Below are 13392 nucleotides of genomic sequence, written 5' to 3' on the forward strand. Positions count from 1 at the left end.
AGTATCGTTTTGTGTCACAGCTAATGTTTGTTAAGCGGTTTTTTCAAAGTCAACCTCGGAATGCTAGTAAAGATGATGAATTCCTCCGAGGACTTTTCGTTTGATGACTTTGGAGGTAGAAGAAGGGTAAGAAATTGGTCTTCCAGCAGGTGAGTCTTTGTTCAAAGCGAGATGCGGCCTCCAAACGTTGTAATAGTTGACGTATTCCGATGAAATGGCTTGTGCATGAGCCAAAGAAAAGATCGGAATATGATTTAAACATTCCCTCCTAAAAGAACCGAACCAACGTTCCATGATTCCATTGCACCAGGGAGAAGCGATGGGCGTGTGAAGAGATTGAATGCCTAATGCTTCCAAACCCAGAAGAATTCTTCTTCCTGAGAAAAGTATATCGTTATCCCGAAGAAGAATTTCAAATTCTTTGCAAAGAGATTTTGCTTCCCGAATTTGTCGCAGAACCCAATCTCTGGAAGGATTTGATGTAATATTTAGATGAACAATCTTTCTCGAACTTACATGAATAAAAGCTAATGCGTAAAGAGTTTTTCCATACATGGTTTGAATTCTACAAAGATCCATTGCAACGGTATACTCTTTGATTTGAGAGATTAAATTTAACCAAACATTCCAATTCCCTCGAAATGGGTTGTTTCCTTTTTATCGAAGTTAAGGATATTGAATATCCTAATAAAAGAAGTTCGGAATGGATTCTGGAGGCACCCCAATTAATATTGTTCTTTAACATATCTTTAATTTGATAGTAAAGCTTCCAATACTCTCGTAAACCTGGCCTGCCTTTTTGTTTAAGCTTTAAGAATTTTCTAAGTTTGTTTTTTAAGACTTTAAAAACAAAAGTGCCTTGCTCTGGTGGGAATTTCCAGAGAAGATACAAAAGAATATTTTCCACGACAAAAGCCCAAAACCAAGGATCTTAGAACAAGGAGTGATAATTCATATTCGTATTTTAGATTGTATTTAAGAAGACTGTATTTACAATGAAAATAGATAAGAATTGATTTCAGGTTATAACGTAAAGTTTTAATGAATGAATTTTTACGAACACGAACATTGAAATACTATGACTCGCAATGAACTAAACAAAATACTATTGAGGATTTTGAAAGCTTACGAAGAGATGCGAACCAAAAGTTCTTTGAACGGTAGCTCTGAAGTATTGGAAGCGAATCGGGAAATCGGTAAGATCTTAAAATCTGCAGAGGAAAGAAGCACAGAACAAGAACGATGGAGCGGTAGTTGGCTGAAATTGATTTCAAAGGAACTACGCAACCGTAATCAAAGTGGCTTTTTTGGGTGTGCTAATCAAAATTTTAATTCAAACTCGTAACCCTCGAAGATGTGCAGCTATTTATGCAGGCATTTATTTTGTCTTGAGCTTTCTCTTTATGGATGAATTTTCGTTTGTGATATTTATTGCAGTCGCAATTGTTTTTGGCCTTTCCTATGTATATTACTGGCTTCTGAATAAGTTTTACGATACTTCTATGATTTCCTTTTGGATAGTAATTCTGACAGGAGCTTTAATTGGTTTTATTTAAGTGATGCTAACGATTGTTTAATCTCGTCCGAACCTGGTTTTAATATTACTGTTTCGTCGAGCACCAAAGTTTATGAAGCCTTTTATATTTGAGGTCGTAGTGAAAAAAATTATGTATAGATTTGCTCTTTTAATATTCGGATTTCTATTAAGTGCAAATTGCTTGGGATTTTGGTCTGGATTAGTAGGGAGTAAAATTGATTCCGAAAATCAGCAAAATCAATATGTAGATAATTGCAATAATGGAGCCATGATACGCCGACTCGAGAATGTAAATAGAGATAAGTATACTTTTCGTGGTTTCATGGCAGATATTACGATATCAGTTTTAGCTGCGACCCAGTCTGTGGTTTCCGCTGGAGTCTATTTCGTTACTTCGTTTTTTGGCACTACCCTTGTTATTTTAGGTCATGATTCTGGGATGATAACGGAGTTAAACGGGGTCATTTCGGGTTCTCATGAAACAAAATGTAAAGGTGAAAAAGAATATTTTTATAAAGCATATTCAGTGAACGTCAAAGAGTCATCCTCAATATTCAATGACAAATTATTAGCCAAGTGTTCGGTAGTTACCCGGTCGGAAGCAAACGCTCGGATACGAAAAGATTTAACATTACATATTTCACAGCGGATCACGGAAGGAGAACCGATCTTATTTGCGGAAGAACTAAATACTGAATTGGAAACAGTAAATTTAGTTCAATGTTCTTATACTGCGATTTCTGAGGTTGGTGACTTCAATTGCCGTTGTATCTATAACATTCGAATTAGATTGAAAGAATAGAATGGTTTAGATTGCAGGCAATCGCCTTGCTCTATATTGATCGGGAGTGCCGAGAAAATTTTGTTAGGCGATATCTTTGCAAAAATTTCAGTACTAAGCTCAGTTAGAGTATGAAATTAAGTAAATATTAAAGGAAATTGCAACGGGCGCATTTGTTCTGGTATTGCTAGTTGTTTTAGGATAACGTCCTAAATCTTTCACACATTTAAGAATGACTGAGAAGGCTCTCCTTGCTGATTGAGTTTGTAACGAGCAAATTCAAAGAGAGAACCCAAAATAATGGTAGAACCGAACAAAGGTTACGGAGTGTTTCCAAATGGGAACTCGACTCTTACGTTGGGTAAGCGTGTCTTGGGGGGCTTTGCCTACATTTAAAAAGTATGTTGACATGGAGAAGTTAAAAGAATTAAAAACTTTAAAGCTTATGGCTTGCTCGTCTGAGGAGAATTTCTCGTAAGTTTTCATTTGTGCGAAACTTTAAAGACACGATTGTTCTGCGATTTTCAAAAAAAATATGAAAATAAAAAAAATCTTAATAGTTTTTCCGATATTTATTTATTCTTGCATGACAATGCGATTGAATTACTTAACTATCCCCGAACTCGTGACAAAACAGTTCGAAGTAAAAGAAATTGCTGAGCTAAGCGACTTAAACAATCAGACCATTCGATTTGATGTGCCGAATTTAGATCAAGCCTACGATTACCAAAATTGCCTCTCTACGAAATATTTTAGTTTTAGCTATTGCGATAAAACGATAAAGGAGAACATTTTAAGACTGCCTAAACTAAGTAATGATGAATATTATTACATTGGAGGTAGAAAAGGCTTTATTTATTTTAACAATGAATATGCGTTCGTTCACGGCAAAATGAGCCAAAATATTTACGAGGATGGATATTTGCAGTTTGGATTTCCTAAGTCGATTTCTATTTCGGATGATGGATTATCTCGTTTGGTAACTTATAATAAACCTAGGAAGGATCTTGATGATGTTTGTTACCATGAAATATTGAATAAAAGTTATGATCGATATGAGTTTAAACAAGATTGCGATAAAGTAAAAAAAACTCTAAAATTTCATTCAATGCAAAGAGTAAAGATACCTAAGACAATTTACATTTTCATTCATGAAAAGTCTCCGCGCTCTTTTGAACCTCTAATAAAGCAAAGAATGGTTTCAGTAAACGGAAAATACAATTTTTTAATTGAATTGTCGACAATCACTGGCGAACGAACCGAAAAACCTAACATTCTGTTGTACTTATTATATCCACCCGCTTTTATTTTCGATATTATAACCTTCCCGATCCAGATATTTGTCGTTCCTTTTGGTAAAAATGCGCTCGGATAATTTTACTGACCAGTCATAATGACTTCGATTTTTCAATCCGCTCGTAGTTCACTCTTGCTCTTTATTGCGAAATAATTTCTTCTTAGCCAAGTCGGACACTGCCCTTAAGATTGATTTCGCATCAATGAGAACCTAAGAGAAGCTTTTCTCATGTGATCAATCCATTAGCTTTGAAGTCTTGGCTCTTTTAACTTCTCTAAAGTCAGCCTACTTTTTAGTTTCCATTTAGTCCAAGCTACGTAACGGAGGCGAGCAGCAGTTAAGATGAGAGCGGACTTTCATCCGAAAAGGCTTCAACGGCGTTTGTTCATCTTTTTGAAATTTGTCTGATCAAAATCTCAATCGGCGAGAAAAGCCTTCTATTTCATTCTTAAAAGTGCGAAAAATATAAGACGTTATCTTTAAATATTAGTAGAAATATCCCAAAATAGAATTTAAAAAACGATGTATATTAAGGGATAATTGCGTTTTCTGTTGCTTAAATTTCCTAACTTATTTATACATTTAAAATAAGCGAAAGCCCTTACTTTTTGTCTTTCAGAATTTTCAAAAAGTGCCCAAATTCTCAAATTCAAATTTGAAACGCGATTTATCATTTGAAATATTGAATCTCTTCTTTGTATCCAACGCTTTCTCTCTTTGGGAACCTAATTTTGCTTATGGTCTTAATTCAGAATTTTTTTCTATTTGATACATCGGTTTCATTTTTACCCAGTTCTTATGATCCCATTCTGATTATTCTTTCCGTTCTTGTTGCCATTTTCTCTTCGTACATTGCGTTGCGTATGGTAGGACAATCCCTACCGGAATCTTTTCATCCAAGCAGTAAATTTCTCATTCTCTTTGCGGCAAGTCTTGCGCTCGGCTGTGGAATTTGGTCCATGCACTTTATCGGAATGCTTTCCTTTCAATTGTGTACTACCGTATCTTACGATAAGACGCTCACGATCGTATCAATTTTTCCAAGTTTGATTGCTTCGATGATCGCGCTTGCTTATGTGAGTCGACCAAAGATCAAGTGGATCGAATTGATCTTTGGGGGAATTTTGGTCGGCTCGGGAATCGGAGCCATGCACTATACGGGTATGGCGGCGATGAGAACCGACGTTTTATTACGATACGATCCTGTCTTTTTCGGGTTGTCCATTCTGGTCGCAATCGTTTTGGCGATCTTATCTCTTTGGATACGTTTCGGTTTGCTCAATCTAAAGTTAGGACCCAATTTACCGACTATGATCGCGGGCTCAGTGATGGGATTGGCGATTTCAGGAATGCATTACACCGGAATGTTCGCCGCGCGATTTATTGGAACTCCCGAAACGATCCTCTCGAATGATCCATCCAATCCGACGTTCTTAGCGTTAGCCGTTTCGATTACTACCATATCGTTTACTGCGTTTACTTTTGGAGTAAACGCATTTTTGCGTTATCGTAAATTGCTAAACAATCTTCGTTCCAGCGAAACTAGAATGAGAGCCATCATTACGACCGCAGTTGATGGTGTGTTTACCATCGATATGTCGGGATACATTCGAGATTTTAATCATTCTGCAGAAAAGATATTCGGATACGAAAGCTCTGAAGTGATAGGTCAGAAAATTCAAATTCTTATACCGGATCTATTTGGAAATCAACAACTCAATCAACTCTCGGGAGAATTTGGAAAATTTCTTGGAACGGATTCGGAGCCGATGGGGCTCAGGAAGAATGGAGACAGATTTCCCATCCGATTGGCAGTAGGTTATGCGAAACTCCCGAACGAAGATATTCTCGTCGGATTTGTAACCGATATCAGCGAACAGAAGATGATGGAGAATGCGTTAAAACAAAGCGAACAACAAAAGCGTTCTCTTATCAAAAATATTCCAGGTATAACGTATCGATGTTTGTTAAACGAAAAGTGGAGCGTTATATTTATGAGCGACGCAGTGGAAACGTTAACCGGCTACCCGGTCGCCGATTTTACGGAACCTCATCCAAAACGATATTTTATCGATTCGATTCTTCCGGAAGATCGTGAAAAAATTTGGGCGACGGTCGATGAAGCAGTAAAGAATAAAAAAGCTTTTGTTTTGGAATATAGAATCTTAGATAAAAACGGACAGATCAAATGGTGTTGGGAGCACGGAAGCGCAATTTTCGGAGACAATGGGGAAGTTCTCTTTCTGGACGGAGTCATCTTAGATATCACGGAAAGAAGAAACATGGAAGAAGAATTGCGAAGGTCTATGGAAAAAGCCGAACTTGCCGCAATTACAAAAACTTCCTTTTTGGCGAATATGAGTCACGAAATTCGAACTCCGATGAACTCAATCATAGGGTTTACTGAAGTTTTACTTTCCAGCGAACTCAAAAAAGAACAAATAGGCCATTTAGAAATCATTAAAGGATCCGCAAAATCTCTATTACGTCTTTTGAATGATATTTTGAATACGGCAAAGCTTGAAAAAGGCGCCGTGGAACTTGAGAATAATACGTTTTCTCTTCGCAAATTGATAAGCGAACTCAAATCCATTTTTGGTTTGAACGCGAAAAAGAAGAATCTTGATTTTGAAGTGATTATAGATCCTAATCTAGCCGAATTTTTTTTCGGAGATTCTTTGAGGATCCGCCAAATTCTGATCAATCTGATCGGAAACGCAATTAAATTTACAGAGCAAGGAAAGGTAACTCTCAAACTAGAATCGAAAGATGCGTCCGTACATTTTTCGATCAAAGATACAGGGATCGGAATTCGGGCCGATCGTTTGGGCAAAATATTTGAACCTTTTACTCAAGCCGATATTTCAACGACTAGACGCTACGGAGGAACCGGTTTAGGAACTACGATCTGTAAACAGTTAACGGATCTTATGAAGGGACGGATCTGGGTGGAAAGCGAGTTGGGTAAGGGAAGTAATTTTCACGTTACGCTACCATTAATAGCAAATCCGAACTTTGAGACACAAAATGAAAAATTTCTGAATTATCATTACCCAAAATTAAGAATTTTGGCGGTGGATGATATTGAAAAGAATACCGAACTTTTGAAGCTCCTCCTTACAAAGGAAGGACATACGGTGACGACAGTGTCTAACGGAGAAGACGCGGTGAAGAAATATTCCCAGGAAACTTTCGACGTAGTCTTTCTGGATGTTCAAATGCCCGGCTTAGACGGTCTCGAAACCGCCAAGATCATGCGTTTTCAGGAAACGCAAGAAAAGAGAAAAAAAACTCCAATCATCGCACTAACCGCTAGCGTTTTTCAAGAAGATCGGGATGCCGCGGAGGCAGCGGGTATGGATGGATTTGTAGCGAAGCCGATAGAACTTTCCGAATTGTTAAGCGAATTGGCAAAGGTATTAAATTTCAGTGAAACGACTTCCATCAAAAGTCCCAAAAATTCCAGACTGAATGTTCCGGATGAATCGGATATAGAACGTATGAGGGTTCTTTTTCTCCAGATTTTCGACGCTTTTGATAGAGGAACTATCGAAGAAAACCACATTAACGAATTACTAACTCTAGTTTCCGGAAAGATAGAAGAAGATATAATTGAGAAATTTATCTTTCATGTAAATCAGTTTGAATTTGAAGAGGCGCAATCCAGATTATTCGAATTTTCAACGTTATTAAAAATTCCGGGAATCAAAAGATAAATGAGCATAACAACAAACTCGCAAGCGAAGATTCTAATCATCGATGATGAAGCCGCAAATCTTCAGGTATTGAAGCAAATCCTAAGCGCTGATTATAGATTGTATTTTGCAAAAGACGGTTATAAAGGAATTGAACTCGCGAAGTCGGAAAAACCAAACATCATTTTGTTAGATGTGATGATGCCCGGTATGACCGGACACGAAACGTGTAGAATTCTTAGAGCGGAGCCTGAGACATCTAGGATTCCTATTATATTTGTAACCGCAATGGCAGACGAAGAAGACGAAGCCGACGGATTTAATTCCGGGGCTGTCGACTATATTACAAAACCTATCAGTCCCGCGATCGTAAAAGCTAGGGTTCGAACCCATCTATCGTTGGTTCGAAACGATGAACTTCGAGAAACCCGATTGCAAATCATTCAAAGACTCGGTCTGGCAGCGGAATACAAAGACAACGAAACGGGTTTGCACGTGATTCGGATGAGTCATTATTCTCAGATTCTTTCATTAGCCGCTGGATTTTCCGAGGAATGCGCGGAAGACCTTTTGCATGCGTCTCCTATGCACGACATAGGGAAAATCGGAATTCCGGATAACATATTACAAAAACAAGGTAGACTTACTCCCGATGAGTGGGAAATCATGAAGAGACATCCCGCCATCGGCGCGGAGATCATAGGAGATCACGATTCTCGATTGTTGCAGTTAGCGAAAACGATCGCTCAGAATCATCATGAGAAATGGGATGGTTCCGGTTATCCGAACCGTCTCAAAGGGGAGGGGATTCCGATCGAAGCTCGTATCGTTGCGTTAGCCGATGTTTTCGACGCGCTCACAACACAAAGACCTTATAAAAAAGCCTGGGAAATTCAAGACGCAATCGCTCATATACAAAAAGAATCCGGAAAACACTTTGATCCTAGTTTAATTCCTATCTTCTTGGATGTGATGCCTAAATTTTTAGAGATCCGAGAACGTTGGGCTGAAAGTTAAAGGGCACGAATTAGGTTTAAAAAATTTAGTGGATATGTATGCACTGATATTTACGCGAATGAAAAGATAAAATTATTTCCCAGTTATTGAATGAGAGCAGATGCAAAATCCTCAATTTACCCTTTACTTTTAAATTAAAAAGCGCTTCCTTGAAACTCCTCTCATCGAGTATGATCAAAATCGATTCAGGGATGTAAAGCGATTCTTTTATGAAATATTATTCGATTGAACTTTCAGGAAATATAGATTTCGAATAAACATTTCGTATCCTATAAAGGATCCCTATAGCTATATTTTAAATATCTCGATCGTTAAAATTTTACAAAATTTGTGGCAGAGTTATAGGAGAATAAATATCTGAAAAATTGGAAATCGAATTTAATAGGAGTTTAGATATTATAAAAAATCACTCAGATTCTGTTCGTAATTTAAGAATCGAAGTTTGATACAATCTTTGGAAGTATCGATTCGGGCTATACCATCTTGTCAAATATGCCCTGCTTGTTCAATTTAGGTCGCTCGGTTTAGAAATTAAATTTTGAGGAAAAGAAAGAATCCGAGCAAAATTAATAAGGAGAAATGAGGTATAGATTCCGATATTACGGAATTGCAATAGGTTGATTTTGCTCGTTCAAATCGGTCTTTTGATTTTTTAAAGGAAAGTGGTCCTGGACCCACTTTTGTTTTATCTTTTCCAATCCTCTTTTCCGAGTTTCCGTATAATCCATTTTTTTACTTATCTGATCAAACTGGATACGAGAGACTTCTTTATCTAGAGAAGATTCTAACCAGCCGTAAGCATGGATAAAGTGAAGAACTTTCCCAAACCAAGAGAGATTATTTTCAAAACACAAGAATTGTAACTGGAAAAGTTTTTTGTGAAATTTTGGGTTAGAAAAAAGAGTTGGGAAATTCTTTTTATTTTTAATAAGTGCGAATAAAAAGCATTTAAGAATGTCTTTTTTGTAGGAAAATTCATTTATCATAATATCAAGTAAACCTTCTACGTTCTTAGGCTTATTGTAAAAGATGCAGTTTACTTTTCGTTTTCCCTCATACCATTCGTCCGCGATACATTCCGGATCTTTACGTAATTGTTCAATTACTTTGTAGGAAAATTCTCGATTTTCTTCTAAGTCGATCAAAACAAATTTGGATAAGCTCTCTATGTTCATCGACATCATTGTTTTTAGAAGTTTAATTGATTGGACCTCCTGCGCAGAGATGCCCATGTTTCGTTCACTGTCGTTCTTTTGCGAAATATAATTTGCTAAAATTAGAAAATCGGCTATTTTATCTTTTCTATCTAACATCAGTTTACTAATGATAGACAACTCTTGTGATAATAGAGTTGACTCCAATTCTTCAAAGGACCCCTCAAAATCTAAATCGATTTCAAACGTTTTTCGAGCTTCTAAAATCTTGGACCAGATTTCCGGATCCGTCGTCATAATCTTTGGAATCAATCTTTTCAAATAGAAGTGTTTTATTACCTCAAAGGCGTCGCTTGCTAAATGATCGGAAACGTGAAAAAGGCCTACGGTTTTAGTGACCACAACTTGTTCATTCTCATGAATCATTTCTAAGATGATACGAACGCAATCCGCATAAACGTCATCTTTGATCAGTTCCCTATTGCAAAAGGAGTGGATCCAGCGATTGCAGTCAAATGAATCCCTTAAAAATGTTCCCTCTGTCTCGGTAGTGAGGAAATCGGAAATTTGATTTAATTCACCAAGATGATACGGTTCACATGTTAGGATATAATTTTGAATGGATGAAGAAGACCGACTCAAGCTATTGAGATAAATCTCTTTTATGATATTTGCATCTTTTACTCTGAATTCTTTTCCGGAAATTAAATTAAGATATACCAGTAACTCTTTCGTCTCCGGCTTAAAACGAAATTCAGGAAAAATTAATATTAGATTGGAGTTCGACAGTTTTATTAGTAGTTCGGTATGGTTTACCTTCGCCGTCTCGTCTTTCCAAATTCTGAGTATCTTTCCGGAAAAAAAAGATTCAATGCTAGTATGATTTCTGATTCTGAATAGAATATCCACTTCTTTTGGCGCAAGATGAATGGCCCCTTTTTCTGAGGCATCCGTCTCGTCTCTTAAGAAAAAATATTTTGGCATGAACTTTGAATAGTTTTCTCGATCATAAAGGCAATCATGAGCATTCATTAATAAATTCCAATGTTCTAATTATTATCATTCGAATCGAGTATAGAATACAATAAATTATTGTCTAATAAATTTCTTTGCCTCTGGAGTGGAAATACTCCGTATCGAATTGCATGTCCCCTAAATTTTTAACATTGATTGCCGTAAGAGATTCAAGACTGAAGTCGGTAGCATTAAGGATCTCGGACTTATGCCTCCTTGGCCTCGTAAATTCAAGGCGGAGCAGAATTCAACGGAATCTTCCAAAGTAGTTTTATTTTATGAAAAACGGAGGCTTTGCAAACCGGCGGAAGTGCGGATATAAAACGGTAAGAATATTTAGTTCCGATGAAGCGACGGCAAAATACTGGATTATACTCCGGGCAGTTTTATAGATTCAGATGAGAATCTTATTATAAGCGGATCCAACGAAGAAATCACATTCCATATTTATGGAGTTCTAATCAATCTTTTAAAAAGGTTGTTCCGGAAAAAGGATTGGGTTGCCAGATTGAATCAATACAAGTTTAGAAGGAAAGTTCTTTATTTTCCCTGAAATCAGACTAACTAGAAAATTTCTAATTCTTGAATTTATTGACTTTCAATTCGCTTAAATTATCTTTCCTTATTTTAATTTCGAGTTAAGATAGTTTTCCATTTGTTGGTAGCTATTTATGTCTACGGAGACGAGGTTACATGGATTTTGAATTGTATAATACCTTTTTTGAAGAGACTCCGGATGCCGTTATAGTTACAGATAAGGCTGGATTTATAGTATTTTGGAATAAGGCTGCTGAACAGATCTTTGGGTTTCATCGGGATGAGGTATTGGAAAAAAGATTAGCCGACTTGCTGACTTCTCCGGATCGCCTTAAGGAAGAAGAATTAATTCAGGAAAGAGTGCTCCGTGACGGTCTTGTCGTTTATGAATCTGTCAGAAGAAAAAAAGACGGATCCTTAGTGCATGTGAGTGTTTCGACCAAAGCCATATACGATAAAGAGAATAAATTTAAGTATTTTCTTTCAACAAAGAAGGACGTAACGGCTCTAAAAGTATTAAGAGACGTTAAATTAGTAGAATCTAAATTTAGAGACCTCCTTGAGTCAACGCCGGATGCCATCGTAATGGTGAATATTACGGGTAAGATTATTTTGATTAACTCGATGGCTGAGAAAACTTTTCGGTATCGGCGCGAAGAGCTCATTGGTCAATCCATTGAAATCTTACTCCCTCAACGTTTCCAATCGGATCATCTGAAACATCGTTCCCAATTCTTTATTCAACCTCGATCGAGGACAATGGGTGCCGGACTGGAATTATACGGGATTAGAAAGACTGGCGAGGAGTTCCCCGTTGAAATTAGTTTAAGCCCGATCGAGACTGAGGAAGGTACGATGGTGATGAGTGCGGTTCGCGATATTACCGATCGGAAAAAAGCGGAACAGAAGTTTAAAGATTTATTAGAGTCTGCTCCGGACGCGATGGTCATTGTCAATCGAGAAGGGAATATCGTTTTAGTAAATTCTCAAACGTTGAATCTATTCGGTTGGGATCGTGATCAGTTATTAGGACAGAAAATTGAGATTCTTGTTCCATTGAGATATAAGGAAATACATCCGAAACATCGAGATCAATTTTTTGAAAATCCAAAGGTCCGTTCTATGGGCGCCGGTTTGGAGTTACATGGTTTAAGAAAAGATGGTTCAGAATTCCCCGTTGAAATTAGTTTAAGCCCTTTAGAAACAGAAGAAGGATTGTTTATATCGAGCACGATAAGAGACGTCACAAATCGCAAGATATTCGAGCAAAAATTACAAGATGCAAATCGTCTGCGAAGTCAATTTCTTGCTAGTATGTCGCATGAATTGCGCACGCCTTTAAACGGTATTATCGGATTTTCGGAGTTCCTTTTAGACGAGAAACCGGGAAGCCTCAACGATCGGCAAAAAGAATATTTATCCGATATTCTTGATAGCGGCCAACATTTGCTAAATCTCATTAATGACATTTTGGATCTTTCAAAGGTCGAATCGGGAAAAATGGAACTGCTTATAGAATCGTTCCCCGTTAAGAAAGTTGTAGATGAGGTTCTTTCGGTAATTGATACGTTCGCCAAGAATAAAAAGATTCAGTTAAACTTAACTCTCGAATCCGACATTCACGATGTCTCACTGGATCGAAAAAGATTCAAACAGATACTATTTAACTTACTTTCAAATGCGGTTAAATTCACCGATGAGCAGGGGAAGGTGGACGTTATTCTAAATCAAATTGACGGTAAGTATTTAGATCTTCAAGTAAATGATACTGGTATTGGAATCAAATCGGACGACATCGGAAAACTCTTTCGTGAATTCGAGCAACTAAATACCGGTTCGAGTCGTCAGTATCAGGGCACTGGATTAGGTTTGGCGCTTACAAAACGATTCGTAGAACTTATGGGCGGCAAAATTAAAGTAGAAAGTAAAATGGGAGTAGGATCCAAATTTTACGTTAGACTACCTACACAATTTATAGGCGAATCTCAATGAAAAATAAGATACTCGTTGTCGACGATAACCTCATAAATATAAAACTTATATCTAATGTATTGGAGGCTGCTGGATTTGAAGTTCACAAAGCCAATTCGGCGGAAGCTGCTATAACCGAGCTTGGCGTATCGCTTCCCGATTTGATTTTAATGGATATAGAACTTCCCGGAATGGACGGCCTGACTCTTACGAAATTATTAAAGTCAAAAGATCAGACAAAATCGATTCCAATCGTAGCTCTCACTTCTTACGCGATGGTTGGGGACGATAAAAAAGCCTATGAGGCCGGATGCGAAGGATATATAACAAAGCCGATTGATACTCGCAAGTTTCCAGGATTGATTACAAAATTTCTAACGGATTAATGG

The 13392-nt window shown here is 37.4% G+C and carries 7 protein-coding genes and 2 pseudogenes; 7 read left to right on the forward strand and 2 right to left on the reverse strand.

Going from position 1 to position 13392, the window contains the following annotated elements; genetic code table 11:
• Positions 1 to 63 precede the first annotated feature (63 nt).
• Positions 64 to 907 (reverse strand): annotated as a pseudogene (locus A0128_RS19685) (integrase core domain-containing protein).
• Positions 908 to 1078: 171 nt separating this feature from the next.
• Between A0128_RS19685 and A0128_RS22400 the strand changes: the two are divergent.
• From A0128_RS22400 to A0128_RS19710, 5 genes and pseudogenes are all read left to right on the forward strand, one after another.
• Positions 1079 to 1306, forward strand: a pseudogene (locus tag A0128_RS22400) (DUF1016 N-terminal domain-containing protein); the annotation flags it as partial.
• 322 nt (positions 1307 to 1628) lie between these two features.
• Positions 1629 to 2339, forward strand: a complete 711-nt coding sequence (locus A0128_RS19695; RefSeq protein WP_069609482.1) for a hypothetical protein — start codon at positions 1629 to 1631, stop codon at positions 2337 to 2339.
• A gap of 604 nt (positions 2340 to 2943) precedes the next feature.
• The gene (locus A0128_RS19700; protein WP_156781944.1) at positions 2944 to 3693 is read left to right on the forward strand and encodes a hypothetical protein; all 750 of its coding nucleotides are present in this window, start codon (positions 2944 to 2946) and stop codon (positions 3691 to 3693) included.
• A gap of 659 nt (positions 3694 to 4352) precedes the next feature.
• Positions 4353 to 7331 carry an MHYT domain-containing protein gene (locus tag A0128_RS19705; RefSeq protein WP_069609484.1) on the forward strand — a complete coding sequence of 993 codons (2979 nt, stop codon included), beginning with the start codon at positions 4353 to 4355 and terminating at the stop codon, positions 7329 to 7331.
• Positions 7332 to 8327 (forward strand): response regulator, encoded by a 996-nt coding sequence (locus A0128_RS19710; protein WP_069609485.1) that lies wholly within the window; start codon positions 7332 to 7334, stop codon positions 8325 to 8327. It begins immediately after the preceding gene.
• Positions 8328 to 8926: 599 nt separating this feature from the next.
• Here A0128_RS19710 and A0128_RS19715 read toward each other — a convergent pair.
• A complete protein-coding gene (locus A0128_RS19715; RefSeq protein WP_069609486.1) occupies positions 8927 to 10513 on the reverse strand; it encodes a hypothetical protein in 1587 nt (528 codons plus the stop codon).
• 675 nt (positions 10514 to 11188) lie between these two features.
• Between A0128_RS19715 and A0128_RS19720 the strand changes: the two genes are divergently transcribed.
• Together A0128_RS19720 and A0128_RS19725 are read left to right on the forward strand one after the other, a co-directional pair.
• Positions 11189 to 13024: a PAS domain S-box protein gene (locus A0128_RS19720; RefSeq protein WP_069609487.1), complete on the forward strand. Its 1836-nt coding sequence runs from the start codon at positions 11189 to 11191 to the stop codon at positions 13022 to 13024.
• Complete coding sequence (locus A0128_RS19725) at positions 13021 to 13389, forward strand: response regulator (protein WP_069609488.1); 369 nt, start codon at positions 13021 to 13023, stop codon at positions 13387 to 13389. Before A0128_RS19720 ends, A0128_RS19725 begins: the two co-directional genes overlap by 4 nt.
• The last annotated feature ends 3 nt before the right edge of the window (positions 13390 to 13392 follow it).

This window comes from Leptospira tipperaryensis, assembly GCF_001729245.1.
GTDB lineage: Bacteria > Spirochaetota > Leptospiria > Leptospirales > Leptospiraceae > Leptospira > Leptospira tipperaryensis.

What these genes read in the sequence shown, in the direction of transcription:
- A0128_RS19695 (WP_069609482.1), top strand. Translation starts at nt 1,629, where the DNA reads ATGAAGCCTTTTATATTTGAGGTCGTAGTGAAAAAAATTATGTATAGA.
- A0128_RS19705 (WP_069609484.1), top strand. Translation starts at nt 4,353, where the DNA reads ATGGTCTTAATTCAGAATTTTTTTCTATTTGATACATCGGTTTCATTT.
- A0128_RS19710 (WP_069609485.1), top strand. Translation starts at nt 7,332, where the DNA reads ATGAGCATAACAACAAACTCGCAAGCGAAGATTCTAATCATCGATGAT.
- A0128_RS19715 (WP_069609486.1), bottom strand. Translation starts at nt 10,513, where the DNA reads ATGAATGCTCATGATTGCCTTTATGATCGAGAAAACTATTCAAAGTTC.
- A0128_RS19720 (WP_069609487.1), top strand. Translation starts at nt 11,189, where the DNA reads ATGGATTTTGAATTGTATAATACCTTTTTTGAAGAGACTCCGGATGCC.
- A0128_RS19725 (WP_069609488.1), top strand. Translation starts at nt 13,021, where the DNA reads ATGAAAAATAAGATACTCGTTGTCGACGATAACCTCATAAATATAAAA.